General features: G+C 69.8%; 13 protein-coding genes and 1 pseudogene. 7 read left to right on the top strand and 7 right to left on the bottom strand.

Annotated features, from left to right (window positions below; all coding sequences use genetic code 11):
• Positions 1 to 102: 102 nt before the first annotated feature.
• Entirely contained in the window at positions 103 to 1,479 is a 1,377-nt protein-coding gene (mnmE, locus tag ACQ859_RS01905) for a tRNA uridine-5-carboxymethylaminomethyl(34) synthesis GTPase MnmE (RefSeq protein WP_431264375.1), read from the top strand.
• Between the two features lie 7 nt (positions 1,480 to 1,486).
• On the opposite strand, the gene ACQ859_RS01900 is transcribed toward mnmE, so the two are convergent.
• The 4 genes from ACQ859_RS01900 to ACQ859_RS01885 form a co-directional block, all read right to left on the bottom strand.
• Positions 1,487 to 2,047 (bottom strand): adenine phosphoribosyltransferase, encoded by a 561-nt coding sequence (locus tag ACQ859_RS01900; protein WP_431264374.1) that lies wholly within the window; start codon positions 2,045 to 2,047, stop codon positions 1,487 to 1,489.
• A gap of 35 nt (positions 2,048 to 2,082) precedes the next feature.
• Positions 2,083 to 3,597, bottom strand: coding sequence for a sensor domain-containing diguanylate cyclase (locus ACQ859_RS01895; protein ID WP_431264373.1), 1,515 nt, complete (start codon positions 3,595 to 3,597; stop codon positions 2,083 to 2,085).
• 160 nt (positions 3,598 to 3,757) lie between these two features.
• Positions 3,758 to 5,017, bottom strand: a complete 1,260-nt coding sequence (locus ACQ859_RS01890) for an acyl-CoA dehydrogenase family protein (RefSeq protein ID WP_431264372.1) — start codon at positions 5,015 to 5,017, stop codon at positions 3,758 to 3,760.
• An 11-nt stretch (positions 5,018 to 5,028) separates the two neighbouring features.
• Positions 5,029 to 5,775 carry a histidine phosphatase family protein gene (locus ACQ859_RS01885; protein WP_431264371.1) on the bottom strand — a complete coding sequence of 249 codons (747 nt, stop codon included), beginning with the start codon at positions 5,773 to 5,775 and terminating at the stop codon, positions 5,029 to 5,031.
• A gap of 130 nt (positions 5,776 to 5,905) precedes the next feature.
• On the opposite strand from ACQ859_RS01885, the gene ACQ859_RS01880 reads away from it, so the two are divergent.
• Entirely contained in the window at positions 5,906 to 7,438 is a 1,533-nt protein-coding gene (locus tag ACQ859_RS01880; RefSeq protein WP_431264370.1) for an acyltransferase family protein, read from the top strand.
• Positions 7,378 to 7,959, top strand: coding sequence for an SGNH hydrolase domain-containing protein (locus ACQ859_RS01875; RefSeq protein WP_431264369.1), 582 nt, complete (start codon positions 7,378 to 7,380; stop codon positions 7,957 to 7,959). The genes ACQ859_RS01880 and ACQ859_RS01875 overlap by 61 nt, the downstream gene beginning before the upstream one ends.
• Before the next feature lie 105 nt (positions 7,960 to 8,064).
• Here ACQ859_RS01875 and ACQ859_RS01870 read toward each other — a convergent pair.
• Positions 8,065 to 10,061 (bottom strand): annotated as a pseudogene (locus ACQ859_RS01870) (cation:proton antiporter).
• Positions 10,062 to 10,328: 267 nt separating this feature from the next.
• On the opposite strand from ACQ859_RS01870, the gene ACQ859_RS01865 reads away from it, so the two are divergent.
• Entirely contained in the window at positions 10,329 to 11,600 is a 1,272-nt protein-coding gene (locus ACQ859_RS01865) for a Glu/Leu/Phe/Val family dehydrogenase (RefSeq protein WP_088408129.1), read from the top strand.
• A gap of 209 nt (positions 11,601 to 11,809) precedes the next feature.
• Here the strand turns inward: ACQ859_RS01865 and ACQ859_RS01860 are convergent, their stop codons facing one another.
• Both ACQ859_RS01860 and ACQ859_RS01855 read right to left on the bottom strand, forming a co-directional pair.
• Positions 11,810 to 12,388, bottom strand: coding sequence for a DJ-1/PfpI family protein (locus tag ACQ859_RS01860; protein WP_431264368.1), 579 nt, complete (start codon positions 12,386 to 12,388; stop codon positions 11,810 to 11,812).
• 69 nt (positions 12,389 to 12,457) lie between these two features.
• Positions 12,458 to 13,207 carry a phosphatase PAP2 family protein gene (locus tag ACQ859_RS01855; protein WP_431264367.1) on the bottom strand — a complete coding sequence of 250 codons (750 nt, stop codon included), beginning with the start codon at positions 13,205 to 13,207 and terminating at the stop codon, positions 12,458 to 12,460.
• A gap of 162 nt (positions 13,208 to 13,369) precedes the next feature.
• Here ACQ859_RS01855 and ACQ859_RS01850 point away from each other — a divergent pair, with 162 nt between their 5' ends.
• Genes ACQ859_RS01850 through ACQ859_RS01840 form a run of 3 tightly spaced genes read left to right on the top strand, consistent with a single transcriptional unit; the run spans position 13,370 to position 15,353 of the window.
• The gene (locus ACQ859_RS01850) at positions 13,370 to 14,032 is read left to right on the top strand and encodes a response regulator transcription factor (protein ID WP_431264366.1); all 663 of its coding nucleotides are present in this window, start codon (positions 13,370 to 13,372) and stop codon (positions 14,030 to 14,032) included.
• A 2-nt stretch (positions 14,033 to 14,034) separates the two neighbouring features.
• Positions 14,035 to 15,198, top strand: coding sequence for a histidine kinase dimerization/phospho-acceptor domain-containing protein (locus ACQ859_RS01845; protein ID WP_431264365.1), 1,164 nt, complete (start codon positions 14,035 to 14,037; stop codon positions 15,196 to 15,198).
• Positions 15,189 to 15,353 (top strand): hypothetical protein, encoded by a 165-nt coding sequence (locus tag ACQ859_RS01840; RefSeq protein WP_431264364.1) that lies wholly within the window; start codon positions 15,189 to 15,191, stop codon positions 15,351 to 15,353. The genes ACQ859_RS01845 and ACQ859_RS01840 overlap by 10 nt, the downstream gene beginning before the upstream one ends.
• Positions 15,354 to 15,372: the final 19 nt, after the last annotated feature.

Below are 15,372 nucleotides of genomic sequence, written 5' to 3'. Positions count from 1 at the left end.
GAGAGTCGGCGACGAGGCCTACCCCGCGCCATTCACGACAACGGCGATGCCGCCCCTGGGCGCATCGCCGTTTTTCATGGGCGCTGCGAGACAATCGCGGCCATGCTGTCGCGCCATCAGGATCCCATCGCCGCCATCGCCACCGCGCCAGGACGAGGGGCGGTCGGCATCGTGCGGGTGTCCGCGCCTCAAGACCTGACCCCGCTGGTGATGGCGATCTGCGGTCGCGCGCTGAAGCCGCGCGAGGCGACCTATCTGCCGTTCCGCAGCGCGCAGGGCGAGGCGATCGATCACGGCCTGGCGCTGCTGTTCCCGGCGCCGCACTCGTACACCGGAGAGCATGTGCTGGAACTGCAGGCCCACGGCGGTCCGGTGGTGCTGCAGCTGCTGCTGGCGCGCTGCCTGGAAGCCGACCCCGCGCTGAGGATGCGCCTGGCCGAGCCCGGCGAATTCACGCGGCGCGCGTTCCTGAACGGCAAGCTGGACCTCGCGCAGGCCGAGGCGGTGGCCGACCTGATCGATGCGAGCACCGAGGCGGCCGCCCGCAGTGCCGGCCGTGCGCTGGCCGGCGCGTTGAGCGGCGAGGTCGGCGGGCTGCGCGATGGACTGATCCAGTTGCGCATGCTCGTCGAGGCGACCTTGGATTTTCCGGAGGAAGAGATCGACTTCCTGGAGCAGGCCGACGCACTGGGCAAGCTGCGCCGCCTGCTGGTCCGCGTGGAAGCCTTGCTCGACCGCAGCCGGCAGGGTGCGATCCTGCGTGAGGGCATCAAGGTGGTGCTGGCGGGACAGCCCAACGTCGGCAAGAGCTCGCTGCTGAACGCGCTGGCCGGTGCCGAGCTGGCGATCGTGACGGCGATTCCCGGCACGACGCGGGACAAGTTGAGCCAGACCATCCAGATCGAAGGCGTACCGCTGCACATCAGCGACACGGCGGGCCTGCGCGACACCGAGGACGAGGTCGAGCGCATCGGCGTGGCGCGCAGTTGGGATGCGATCGCAGATGCGGACGTGGTGCTGTTCCTGCACGACCTGACGCGGGTCGGCCATGCTGACTACGAGTCGGAAGATGCCGAGATCCGCCGACGGCTCGCGAGTGTCGATCCGGCGCGGATCCTGCAGATCTACAACAAGGCCGATGCGCACGCACCGGCGTCCTTGCCGGCGGGGGCGCTGACGCTGTCGGCGAAGACGGGCGAGGGCCTGGACGTGCTGCGCCGCCAGCTGCTGCAGCAGGTCGGATGGCACGCGGTGCCGGAAGGGCTCTTCATCGCCCGCGAGCGCCATGTGCAGGCGCTGCGTCGCACGCGCGAGCACATCGAGCTGGCGCTGCTCCAGGCCGAGGCGCAGCCGCCGGCGCTGGATCTGATGGCGGAGGAATTGCGCCTCGCGCATGACGCGCTCGGCGAGATCACGGGCGCGTTCACCGCCGACGACCTGCTGGGGGAGATCTTCAGCCGGTTCTGCATCGGCAAGTGATCCGGGCTCAATGTCCGTCGAAGTCGACCAGCGAGAAGACCTTCAGTCCCCCGTCACGCAGCCGCTTCGAGCCGCCCAGCTCCGGCAGGTCCACGATGGCCGCCCCTTCGATGACTTCGGCCCCCAGGCGCTCCAGCAAGCGCTTGCCGGCCATCATCGTGCCGCCGGTCGCAATCAGGTCGTCGATCAGCAGCACGCGATCGCCCGCCTTCACCGCGTCGGTGTGCATCTCCACGGTGGCGCTGCCGTACTCGAGCTCGTAGGTCTCCTGCACCGTCGTGAACGGCAGCTTGCCCTTCTTGCGGATCGGCACGAAACCGACATTCAGCTCATACGCCAGCACCGAGCCGATGATGAAGCCCCGCGCATCCAGGCCGGCGATCGCATCCGGGCGCTCGTCGAAGTAGCGGTGAACGAACTGGTCGATCAGCACCCGGAAGGCGCGCGGATTCGAGAGCAGCGGCGTGATGTCGCGGAACTGCACGCCTGCGGACGGCCAGTCCGACACGGTGCGGATCTGCTGCTTCAGGAAAACGATCGGATCCTGGGTGGGGTCGGCGTGCGGCATGGACGCGATTGTCGCGCCGTGGCCGCGTGGGCGGTTCAGGCCGTCTGCTGCTGGCAGATGAGGCGCGCCCTGCCCGCCTGCTTGGCCTCGTAGAGCGCCGCGTCCGCCGTCTGGATCAGGCGCTGTGCCGCGTCGCCGTTCTGCGGGATGAGGGACGCCACCCCGATCGACAGGCTCACCGAGCGTCTCACTGGCGAGCCCACATGCTCGATCGCCGCCAGCCGCACGCTGTCGAGGCAGCGCTGCGCCACCACCTGCGCGCCCGCCAGGTCGGTGTCGACCAGCAGCACCGCGAATTCCTCGCCGCCGTAGCGGCAGATCGATTCGCCGCCGCGGCCCGCGCAGCTGCGCAACAGCGTGGCGACGCGTCGCAGGCAGTCGTCGCCGGAGACATGGCCGTAGCAGTCGTTGTATTGCTTGAAGTGGTCGATGTCGACCATCAGCAGCGCCAGCGGCCGGTTCGCGCGGGTGGCGCGGTGCCATTCCGTCTGCAGCAGCTGGTCGAAGAGCCGCCGGTTGCCCACGCCCGTCAGGCCGTCGGTCGTCGACTGCCGCGCGAGCAGCTCGTTGGCGCGACGCAGCCGCTCCTCCTGGCGCTTGCGCTCGGTGAGGTCGGTGACGATGCAGACGTACAGATGGATCGTCTCGGTGCGGACCTCGGCGATCGCCAGCTGCAGGTGCAGCGCCTCGCCGCTGCGATGCCGCGCGGTGAATTCGCGTGGCTGGCCGAGCAGCGCGCGCGGGTCCAGCGGCGCCTCCGGCGTCGCGCCGGGTTCGGGCACGGTCGAAGCCGCCGTCCCCAGCAGCATGCCCAGGTGCACGCCTTGCAGTTCAGGTGCCGTGAAGCCGAACAGCAGCTCGCAGCTCGGGTTGGCCTCGAGCACGTGCCCGCCCGAATCCAGCGTCAGGATCCCGTTGGCCGCCGATTCGATCGTCGCCCGCAGCTGCGCCCGGCTGGCGGCCAGCCGCTGCTGCTCATGGATCAGGTCCGTCACGTCCATCCGGACGCCGACGATGCCGCCCGAGGGGGTGCGCGACTCGTAGATGCGCAGCCACATGTCGTCATGCACGCGCTGCAGCAGGGGCGTCATCTGCTGGCCGCGCGCCTGCTTGCGCTCCTCCAGCCATTCGGGCTCGCGGCCGCGGGCCTCGGGGATGCCGCCGCGGGCCAGCGACTCGCGCACCAGGTCCTCGAAGGTGCTCTTGTGCTGGAAGTGCCGCAGCATGTGCGGATAGATCTCGACCAGCCGCTTGTTGTAGGCGATCAGGCGGTCGCCGGCGTCGAAGATCTCGACACTGGCCGGCAGGGCATCGATGGCTTCCTCCATCGTGCGCTGCGCGAGCTTCGCCCGGGCCTGCGCGCGCGCCAGGGTCGACACCACCGCGACCGCCAGCACCACCGTGAGCACCAGCGAGGCCATGCCGACCCAGGCCAGCCACCCGTCGACCGCATATCCGCCCAGCGTGACCGTCAGCACGATGGCCTGCAGGCCGACCAGCAGCGCGAACGCGAGCAGCGGCCAGGTGCGGACTTCGGCGAATCGGTTCATCGCGGGAGCGGCGCGTGGGAAGGCGCCCGGAAAAATGGGTGGCTGATCCTAGCCACCGGGCCCCGTGATGAAAACCGCTCTCCCGGGGGAGAAGCAGGTTCCTGCGACGTCCCCCCGTTGGTGTGATGCCACGCTTTGTGCGTGACGGTGTACGACAGTCTCAGCCGCCGCGGGTGATCGGCATGTCGCCGGCGTTGGGCAGGGTCATGTGACGGGAGAGTTCCAGCTTCGCCAGCGAGTTGCGGTGGACCTCGTCCGGACCGTCGGCGAAGCGCAGCGTGCGCTGCCCGGCCCACATGTAGGCCAGCGGCGTGTCGTCGCTGACGCCCATCCCGCCGTGCACCTGCATCGCCCAGTCGATGACCTTGAGCGCCATGCTCGGCGCCACGATCTTGATCATCGCGATCTCGGCCTTGGCGACCTTGTTGCCGACGGTGTCCATCATGTAGGCCGCCTTCAGCGTCAGCAGGCGGGCCTGCTCGATGCTGCAGCGCGCCTCGGCGATGCGTTCCTGCGTCACCGTCTGCTGCGCGATCGTCTTGCCGAAGGCGACCCGCGAGATCGCCCGCTTGCACATCAGCTCCAGCGCCCGCTCCGCCGCGCCGATCGAGCGCATGCAGTGGTGGATGCGTCCCGGGCCGAGGCGGCCCTGGGCGATCTCGAAGCCGCGGCCCTCGCCCAGCAGGATGTGGTCCACCGGCACGCGCACGTCCTTCAGCTCGATCTCCATGTGGCCGTGCGGCGCGTCGTCATAGCCGAAGACGCTCAGATGGCGCTTGACCGTCAGGCCCGGCGTGTTGGCCGGCACCAGCACCATCGACTGCTGCTCATGGCGTCCCGCGTCGGGATTGGTCTTGCCCATCACGATGTACAGCGCGCAGCGCGGATCGCCGGCGCCGGACGACCACCACTTCGTGCCGTTGATGACGTACTCGTCGCCGTCGCGGTCGATGCGGCACTGGATGTTGGTCGCGTCCGACGAGGCCACGTCCGGCTCCGTCATCAGGAAGGCGGAACGGATCTCGCCGCGCAGCAGCGGCTCCAGCCAGCGGTCCTTGTGGGTCTCGCTGCCGTAGCGCTCGATCGTCTCCATGTTGCCGGTGTCCGGCGCCGAGCAGTTGAAGACCTCGGGCGCCCAGTACACGCGGCCCATGATCTCGCACAGCGGCGCGTACTCGAGGTTGGACAGACCTTCCGGCGCGCGCGGCGAACGCGGCAGGAACAGGTTCCACAGGCCGGCGGCACGCGCCTTCGGCTTGAGCTCGTCGATCACCTTCGTCGGGATCCAGGCGTTGCCGCCGCGGCGGTTGGCGGCGATTTCCTCGTGATAGCGCTTCTCGTTGGGATAGATGTGCTCGTCGAAGAAGGCGAGCAGGCGCTCGCGCAGCTGGTCCACCTTGGGGCTGTAGTCGAAGTTCATGGGGAGGTCCTTCAGCCGCGTTGGCTGCGATAGCGGAGGTACTGCGCGTACAGCGCTTCCATCGTGGTGGCCCGCTCATCCGCATGCAGCGGATGCGACGGGGCGAAATTGCAGACACGCAACAGCCAGCTGCCGGGCGAATCCCCGGCCGGTGGTGCGACGTCCAGCACGTTGATGCAGGCTGGCGACTGGACCCAGCTGCCCAGCATCACGCGCTGGCCGCCGGTCACCGCGTGCGAGAGGATCGCGGCGTTGACGACGCCGTGCAGCACCAGCAGCGCGCAGTCCCAGTCGGGATCGGCCTGCAGGCGGGCGACGCCGCCGAGCACGCGGTCGAGCAGCTCGCCGACGCTCTCGCCGTTGAGGAAACGCTGGGACTCCGCGACCGGGCTGCGCTGCAGTCCGTTGAAGGCCTGCGCCAGATCCTCGTTCGGGATCTCGCCGAGGCGGCCCCCGCGGATCTCCTGCCATTCGGGCCAGGTCTGCGGGGTCAGGTCGGGCTGTCTGGAATGACGCAGCACGAGGTCCGCGGTCTCGACGGTGCGCGGCAGGCCCGAGACGATCGCGCGATCGAAGCGCACGCCCGCGGCGCGGAAGGCCTCGCCGGCGGCCCGCGCCTGCGCGAGGCCGTCGTCGTTGAGCCGCACCTGCTCGGGCAGCACCGGTCGGCCGGTCGAGCCGTCGAAGTAGGTCACCGCGCCATGGCGCATCAGATAGATGCGACGGCGTTGCGGGCTGCGGGGCTGGGTGTCCAACATGGCAGGCAGTGTGGCGCAACGAGGCAGACCGCACTGTCACGCAGGCGGCAGGCCTTCACGCGGGCCACAATCCGCCGGACGCGCGATGCGCGCGCCATTCTGTTCTTCCTGCTGCTGTTCTGACGCCTTGGTGACAAGCCCATCCCCGACGCCCTTCCATCGCCCCCACGGTCCGCATGCAGTCGGCGAGGTTCCGCTGCGCGACGACATCCAGGCACTGCGCGCGATCGCCGTGTTGTGGGTGCTGCTGTACCACGCCCAGATCCCGGGCGCGTCGGGCGGCTACCTCGGCGTCGACATCTTCTTCGTCATCTCCGGTTACCTGATCACCGGCCTGATCCAGCGTGCGCTGCAGCGGGGCGACTTCTCCTTCCGCGCGTTCTACGGGCGTCGTGCACGACGCCTGCTGCCGGCCGCGTACGTCGTGCTCGGCGCGACCCTGCTCGCGGCGCCATGGGCGCTCAACCGCAGCGAGCAGATCGACTTCGTCGGCCAACTGCTCGGTGCGCTGGGCTTTGCCAACAACGTCGTGCTGTGGCGGCAGACCGGCTATTTCCAAGGTGCGTCCGACCTCAAGCCGCTGCTGCACTTCTGGTCGCTGGCGCTCGAGGAGCAGTACTACCTCCTGCTGCCGGCGCTGCTCTTCTTCAGCCCCGCGCGACTGCGGGCCGGCGCCGCGCTGCTGGTCACGGCCGCCAGTCTCGGCCTGCTGATCTGGTGGCAGCCCGTCGATGCCAGCGGCGCGTTCTACCTGCTGCCGACGCGCGCGTGGGAGCTGGGCCTCGGCTCGATCGGCGCGTTGATGGGCCTCGCTGGCGCGAGATCGGTGCAGCGGGTGTTGCGATGGCTCACATGGCCGGCGTGGGTGTTGCTCCTCGTCGTGCCTGCCGCGCCGCAATGGTTCGGCACCGCGCATCCCGGGCCGGCGGCGCTGGTCGTCGGACTCGGGACGCTGGTCCTGCTGCTGCGCGAACCCGTCGGCCTCCCGCGCGCGGCCGCGCCGCTGATCCGCGTCGGCGACTGGTCCTATGCGCTCTACCTCGTCCATTGGCCGCTGATCGCGATCCTGCACAACGCCTGGGTCGGACTAAAGGCTGATTCGCACGCGTTGATGGCGTGGCGCATCGGTGCCGTGCTGATGGCGTTCCCGTTGGCGTGGGCGCTGCACCGCGCGGTCGAACGACCCGCCAAGGCGCTGCTGACAGGCCGACGGGGCGCGCTCATCCTGGGCACCTCCACCTTGGCGCTCGCAGCCGGCGGTATCGCGCTGGCGTTGCACAAGCCGGCGCCGGGCTCGATCGACTTCGTCGAGCTGCGCAAGGCCAACTACGGCCTGTCCGCCAACTGCGACGCCGAAGAGCCGTTCGACGGTCGCGAGGATTGCCGCACGCGTCCCGGCGCGCGCTGGATGGTGTGGGGCGACTCCTACGCCATGCATCTGGTGCCGGGACTTGTCCGGGTGGCCAGCGACCAGGGCCTGGTGCAGGCGACGAAGTCCTCCTGCGGCCCCTTCCCGGGACTGACGCCGGTGCGGCCGTCACTCGGCCGCGGCAACAGCTTCGCCTCCCCTGGATCGAGCAATGCCAGGCCTTCAATGCATCCGTGCTGCGCTGGCTGGAACGGCACCCGGAGATCGACACGGTGGTCCTGTCGAGCCTGCTGACGCAGTACCTGGATGATTCGAAGTACGAGCTCCAGCGCACCCGCAGCGGCGAGCGCCTGCGCGGCGGGCCGGCCATGCGCGCCGCGCTGCTCGACGACATGACCGCGACGGTGAAGCGGCTGCGCGCGATGGGCAAGCGGGTGATGGTGGTGGCGCCGCCGCCGTCGGCGCCCTTCGACATCGCGGGCTGCCTGGAGCGGCGACAGGCGCGTCGTTGGACGATCGGCGCGACGCCGGGTTGCGTGATCGACGAGGCGGACGATGCACACCGCCGCGCTGCCGAGCACCGCTTCGTCGCCGACCTGGCGAAGTCCGACGCGCGCCTGCCGGTGCTGCGTTTCGAGCCGCTGCTGTGCGACGGGACGACGTGCCAGGTGGAGCGCGACGGCGTGCCGCTCTATCGCGACCAGGGCCACCTGAGCCACGAGGGCTCGCGCCTGCTCATGCCGGCCGTGATGTCCGAACTACTCGGCGAACGGCAGATCGCCCTCGCCCGAGGTCCTCGGCAGCAAAACCGTTGAAGGACGGGGCTGATGGGGGACGGCATTGCTGGGGGTTCAGGCGCTGGCCGCCTGTGGCCCCCTGCAATGGCGGCCAACGCCCCGGCCTGTGCACGCGGTCGGTCTTCAGCCGACCAACAACCCGTGTTCAGCGCGCGCCAGCGCCTCGGGCGTCCCTGACACGACGAGGGTGTCCCCGCCCTGGAGCACCAGGTCATCGCTCGCGTCCTTCACGGCCCCGTTGGGCCGGCGCACGGACACCACGCTGACGCCCCAGCCCACAAGACCGATCTCACCGAGCGTGCGTCCTTCGAGGATGCTGGCCATCGGCAGACTGATCGATTGGAGCCTGGCCTGATCGCGTTCTTCCGACGTATCGTCGTCGGCCCCGTGGAAGTAGCCGCGCAGCAACCCGTAGCGGCGATCCCGCGCGTCCCGCGCGATGCGCAGCACCCGTCGCATCGGCACGCCGACGAGCGCGAGCGCGTGGCTCGCGAGCATCAGCGAGCCCTCGATCGCTTCCGGCACGACCTCGGTCGCGCCGGCGGCGCGCAGCTTCTCGAGGTCGGTGTCGTCGATGGTGCGCACGACCACCGGCACATGCGGCGCATGGCCGCGGACCTCGTGCAGCACCTTCAGCGCCGACGGCGTGTCGTGGTACGAGATCACCACCGCGCTCGCCCGCGTCAGGCCGGCCGCGATCAGGCTGGGCAGCCTCGCTGCGTCGCCGAAGACGACGCTCTTGCCCGCCGCCGCGGCCTGCCGCACCCGGTCCGGATCCAGGTCCAGCGCCATGTAGGGGATGTGCTCCGTCTCCAGCAGCGTGGCCAGGTTCTGCCCGCTGCGGCCGTAGCCGCATATGATCACGTGCGCATCGGTCTTGATCGACTTCTTCGCGATCGTCGTCAGCTGCACCGACTGCAGCAGCCAGTCGCTCGCGGACAGCTTCATGACGATGCGGTTGCTGTGTTCGATGATCAGCGGCGTCACCAGCATCGACAGCACCATCGCCGCCAGCACCGGGCTGACCCACTGCGCCGCGATCAGGTTCTGCTGGGCGCCCAGCGTCAGCAGCACGAAGCCGAATTCCCCGCCTGCGCCAGGTACAGCCCGGTACGCAACGCGACGCCGGTGGGCGCGCGGAACAGCTTGGCCAGCCCCGCCACCAGCACGAACTTCGCCAGCGTCGGCACCAGCGCCAGGATGATGACCAGCGGCCACTGGAAGACCAGTGTCTGCCAGTCCAGGCGCATGCCGATGGTGATGAAGAAGAGCCCGAGCAGCACGTCGTGGAAGGGCCGGATGTCCAGTTCCACCTGGTGCTTGTATTCGGTCTCCGCGATCAGCATGCCCGCGACGAACGCGCCCAGCGCCAGCGACAGTCCCGCATGCTCGGTCAGCCAGGCCAGGCCCAGCGTGACCAGCAGCAGGTTCAGCATGAAGAGCTCCTGGCTCTTGCGCCGCGCCACCAGGGTCAGCCAGCGCCGCATCACGTGCTGGCCGCCGGTCAGCAGCAGCACCAGCAGCACCACGGCCTTCAGCCCGGCCCAGCCGAGCGACTCGATCATCTCGGCGCCGCTGCCGCCCAGCGCCGGGATCAGCACCAGCAGCGGCACGACGGCCAGATCCTGGAACAGCAGCACGCCGATGACGCGCCGGCCATGTTCGCTTTCCAGCTCGAGCCGTTCGGACATCAGCTTCACGACGATGGCTGTCGAGCTCATCGCCATCGCTGCCCCGAGCGCCAGCGACCCCTGCCATCCCAGGTCCCAGGCCCAGCCCATCCAGCCGAACAGCCAGCGCAGGAAGACGTTGCCCAGCATCGTCCCGCCTATGGTCACGACCACCTGCAGCAGGCCGAGCCCGAACACCATCGACCGCATGCTGTGCAGCTTGGGGAGGTTGAACTCCAGGCCGATCACGAACATCAGGAACACCACGCCGAACTCGGCCAGGTGCTGGACGCCGGGCACGTCGCTGGCGAGCGCCAGCGCGTTCGGTCCGATCACCACGCCGACGACCAGGTAGCCCAGGATAGGGGGCAGCTTCAGCGAGCGGCAGACCACCACGCCCAGCACGGCGGCGATCAGGTAGATGAGGGTCAGGTCCAGCGCGGTGAGCATGGCGGCGATGGTACTGGCGGGCCGCGACCGGCTGGGGCCGGCCGAGTGGGGTTTGCGCAACCCGGAGCTCTCCGACGGGGGCTCGCGGGCGTCCGGGACCCTGGGCGTTCATCGGCCGGGGACTTGGCTTTGGTCATGTCCCGGGCGCAAACTAGCCCCCTTATGCATGGGGCGCATGCCCGCATGTGCACTCGGCTTTGCCGCACGTGGCGGACGGGCAGGGCTTCGGGGTACCGTTCGCGCCACCGAAAAGTTACGGAGCATTTCATGCCCAACCTGTCTTTCGTTTCCCCCACGCGCAACAGTCCCTGGGGCACCTACCTGTCCCAGATCGACGCCGTCGAGCCCTATCTGGGCAAGCTGGCCCGCTGGGTGGAAACGCTGCGCCGCCCCAAGCGCGCGCTGATCGTGGACATCCCCATCGAACTCGACAACGGCACCATCGCCCACTTCGAGGGCTATCGTGTCCAGCACAGCCTGACCCGCGGTCCCGGCAAGGGCGGCGTGCGCTACCACCCGGACGTCACGCTGGAAGAAGTGATGGCGCTGTCGGCCTGGATGACGGTCAAGAACGCGGCGGTGAACCTGCCGTACGGCGGCGCCAAGGGCGGCATCCGCCTGGACCCGAAGACGCTGTCGATGAAGGAACTGGAGAAGGTCACCCGCCGCTACACCAGCGAGATCGGCATGATCATCGGCCCGACCCAGGACATCCCCGCGCCTGACGTGAACACCAACGGCCAGATCATGGCCTGGATGATGGACACGTACTCGATGAACGTCGGCGCGACCGCCACCGGCGTCGTCACCGGCAAGCCGATCGCGCTGGGCGGTTCGCTTGGCCGCGTGGCCGCCACCGGCCGCGGCGTGTTCGTCGTCGGCCGCGAAGCGATGCGCCGCCTGAACGTGAACCTGGAAGGCGCGCGCGTCGCCGTGCAGGGCTTCGGCAACGTGGGTTCCGTGGCCGCGAAGATGTTCGCCGCCAACGGCGCGATCGTCGTCGCGGTGCAGGACCACACCGGCACCATCCTGAACGAGAACGGCCTGGACATGACCGACCTGCTGGACCACCTGGCCCGCACGGGCGGCGTGGGCGGCTTCAAGGGCGCCGACCGCATCGACAACGAGAACTTCTGGGACGTGAAGTCGGACATCCTGATCCCGGCCGCCCTGGAAGGCCAGATCACCGGTGAACGCGCCAAGCGCGTGCAGACCCGTGTCGTCATCGAAGGCGCCAACGGCCCGACCACCCCGGACGGCGACGCCGTGCTGGCCGACCGCGGCATCATCGTCGTCCCCGACGTGATCGCGAACGCGGGCGGCGTGACGGTCTCCTACTTCGAGTGGGTGCAGGACTTCTCGTCGTTCTTCTGGACCGAAGACGAGATCAACGTCCGTCTGGACAAGATCCTCGTCGGCGCGTTCAAGGGCATCTGGGATACCGCGGAACAGCACAAGATCCCGCTGCGCACGGCGGCGTTCACCGTGGCCTGCACGCGGGTGCTGGAAGCGCGCGAAGAGCGCGGTCTGTACCCCTGATCCAGCGACCGCGGTTTCTCGCGGTTACAGCGGAACGGGCGCCTCGGCGCCCGTTTTTTCGTTGTCGGTGGAGCGCACGACTGCATCGGTCCGGGCGTTGGCCGCCATTGCAGGGGGCCACAGGCGGCCAGCGCCTGAACCCCCAGCAATGCCGTCCCCCACCACCTCCGTCCTTCCACGGTTTTGCTACCGAGGACGTCGGGAGAGGGTCAGTGGGTGATCTTCGTGCCGAGCACTTGCAGGAACTGCGCAATCCAGGCGGGATGGGCGGGCCAGGCCGGCGCGGTGACGAGCTTGCCGTCGGTGACCGCCTGGTCGACCGGGATGTCGGCGTAGCTGGCGCCAGCCAGCTCGACTTCCGCCGCGCAGGCGGGGTAGGCCGAGACCTTCTTGCCGCGGATGATGCCGGCCGCCGCCAGCAGCTGCGCGCCGTGGCAGATCGCGGCGATGGGCTTGTCGGCCTGCGAGAAATGCTGCACCAGCGGCAGCACGCCCGGCATCGTGCGCAGGTACTCCGGCGCACGGCCGCCCGGGATCACGAGCGCGTCGTAGTCCTGCGGCTTGATGTCGTCGAAGCTCGCGTTCAAGGTGAAGCGGTGTCCCGGCTTCTCGGAGTAGGTCTGCGCGCCCTCGAAGTCATGGATCGCCGTCAGGACGTAGTCCCCGGCCTTCTTGCCGGGACAGACCGCGTGGACCTGGTGGCCCACCGCCTGCAGCGCCTGGAACGGCACCATCAGCTCGTAGTCCTCGACGTAATCGCCGGCCAGCAGCAGCAGCTTCTTGCCCATCGCATCTCTCCAGAGTCGTTGCAGGAGCGCCGATTCTGGGAGGTCGCGTTCGTCAGGGCGATGAATCCGTCATGTAACCGCGTCGGCGTCGCGGGCTCGCAGCCACGGCGCCGCGGCGACCGCCAGCGTCCAGCAGATCCAGCCGGTCCACATCGTGTGGCTGGGGTAGTGCGCGCCGCGCGCCATCTGCGCGAAGCCGTAGAGCACGCCCATCGTCACGACCGCCCCCAGCGCGAACCGTGCCTGCCGCGGATAGGCGCGCCGCAGCATGAAGAACACGCTGAAGAAGGCGAAGGCGGAACTCGCGTGTCCCGAGGGGAAGCAGTGGCCGGGGCCGCCGTCGCGCAGGCCGAAGCGCCAGTGCGACACGTAGTGCGCGACGCCGCCGAACTCGGCCAGGTCCCAGGGGCAGCTCGTGGTGCTGCCCTGCTTCATCAACGGGATCAGGATCAGGCTGACCGCCGTGAGTGCCACCGCACCCCAACGCTCGCGCCGCGTCAGTCCGGGCCACAGGGGCCGGACGGCGTTGATCAGCAGCATCACTGCCAGCCCCGTGGCAACCCAGCGTCCGCCTTGATGCAGCAGGCCGGAGGTCATCCAGTGGTCGCGCAGTGCGAAGCCGCGCGCATCGGCGAAAAGCCGCACGACGGCCAGGTCCCACCCGGCCAGGTCCCAGAGCAGCAGCGCCGCCAGGCCCGCCAGTGCGACCAGCCAGCCGCGTCGCAGCGCCGGGAGCGACATCGCCCCGACGGGCGACAGGACCGGCGTCGCGGTCGAGCCGGCGCCGAGCTGGAGGGAGGACAGGGGATGCGGCTTCACGGCTCGCAGTGGGCGCCGCGGCGCTGAAGTCGCCCTGAAGTGAAGCTGAAGCTCGGCTGAAGACCCGCGCCGTTTCGCACATCGAGGCGGGTGCTCGCGCGCCGTGTCGGCGGCTGCTATCTTTCCCGTCCGGCGATCCGGCCTGAAGGCCGCCCTCATTCCATGCGACTGCTGCTGCTCGAAGACGACGAACTCCTGGGAGAAGGCCTGCGCGACTTCCTGCGCGCCGAGGGCCATGCGGTGACCTGGGCCCGAAGGCTGTCCGAAGTGCTGCCACGCCAGCATGAGGAGTTCGAGGCGCTGCTGGTCGACTGGCAACTGCCGGACGGCTCGGGCCTGGACTGGCTGCGCGGGCTGCGCCAGCGCGGCGTGTCGACGCCGGCGCTGATGCTGACCGCGCGGGATCTGCTCGCCGACCGCCTGCAGGGGCTGGACAGCGGCGCCGACGACTATCTGGTCAAGCCCTTCGCGCCGGAGGAACTCGCCGCCCGCCTGCGCGCGGTCAGCCGCCGCCATGTCGGCGCCAGCAGTTCGCAGCGGCGTTACGGGGACGTGGTGCTGGACCTCGCCTCGAAGCGCGCGACGCGGGACGGCCACGCCGTCGAGCTCACCGCCCGTGAATGGGCCGTGCTGGAGGCGCTGGCGCAGCGCGCCGGCCGGCTGTACCCGAAGCGCGACCTGGAGCTGCAGGTGCTCGGCGACGACGCCGAGGTCCTGAGCAACGCGCTGGAGGTCCATGTGTCGAGCCTGCGCCGCAAGCTCGGCCGGGAACTGATCGAGACCGTCCGCGGCCTGGGCTACCGGCTCGGGCCGGAGGCCGCCTGAACGTGGCGGAGCACGCGCCCACGGGTCCGCGCCGACCGTCGATCGCCGGGCGCCTGGCGCGCCAGCTGCTGATGATTTCCGCCTTCTGGGCGCTGTTGGCGGGCGTCAGCGTCTGGCTGGTCGTGCAGGAGGAAGTCGACGAGCTGCTCGACGAGACCCTGCAGGCGTCCTCGCAGGTGCTGGGGCAGCTGCTGCGCCAGAGCAGCGCGATGCCGGCGGAGATCGCCGACAACGACGACCTCAGCACCCACTTCGCCTGGCAACTGGTCGGAGCGGACGGGGCGCTGCTCCACCGCTCGCCGCTGGCGCCGGTGAACGCGTGGAAGCTGCCGCCCGGCTTCAGCGACTGGCAGGACGACGGCACGGACGGCGACGACTGGCGCGTGCATGTGCGCCCGCTGCCGACCGTGGCCGGACCGGGCTGGCTGATGGTGGCGCAGACCAGTGCCGAGCGGAAGGAGGTGCGCAGCCGCGTCGGTCTCGCCAGCGCCCTGTCGGCCCTGCTGGTCGGGGGCCTGTGCATGATGTGGATGAACCGGCGCGCGCGGGCGGAACTGGCCCCGCTGGCCGAGTTGTCCAGCGCGCTCGCCGATTACGACCCGCTCGATACCCGTCAGATGCTGCCCGAGCAGCACCGCCAGGAACTGGCCGGGATCCGAGCGGCGGTGCTGGACCTCGGTCAACGCCTGGCACAGCGCGTGGCCAACGAGCGCGCCTTCAGCGCCCATGCGGCGCATGCGTTGCGAACGCCGCTCGCGGGCATGGACGCGCAGCTCGCGATGGCGCTGCGGGAGGCGCCGCCCGAATCGCGCGCCCGGCTGCAGCGCACCCGCGAGGCGGCCGACCGGTTGCGCCGGGTGGTGACCGCGCTGCTGACGCTGTTCCGCACCGGGATGAGCCTGCGCTGGCAGCGCCTGGACCTGAACGAGCTGCTGTCGCTGCTGCCGCTGCCGGACGGCCTCGCGCTCGACCTGCCCGGGGACGACGCCGCCATCGACGCCGATCCCGACCTGCTCGCCGCCGCGTTGATCAACCTGATCGACAACGCCTTCCGGCATGGGGCGTCGCAGATGCACCTGCGCCTGCATCGCCTGTCGGACCGCGGCCTGCTGCTGGTGCTGACCGACAACGGCGAGGGGTGCCGGACTGGCAGCGCGTGGACCTGAACGATGCGCTCGAGCGCCAGCAGTACGAGGGACGCATGGGGCTGGGGCTGATGATGGCCGACCTGGTGGCCCGCGCCCATGGCGGAAGCCTGTCGCTGCCGTCCATGACGGCGGGCTTCTGCGTGGCGATGCGCCTGGGTCCGGCGCCGGACTGATCCGACCCCGGCGGCTACA

Origin of the sequence: Roseateles chitinivorans, assembly GCF_050632235.1 — a bacterium.
GTDB lineage: Bacteria > Pseudomonadota > Gammaproteobacteria > Burkholderiales > Burkholderiaceae_C > Roseateles > Roseateles chitinivorans_A.
Note: the sequence above shows the minus strand (reverse complement) of the source record. Positions and strands in the feature narration are given on the sequence as shown.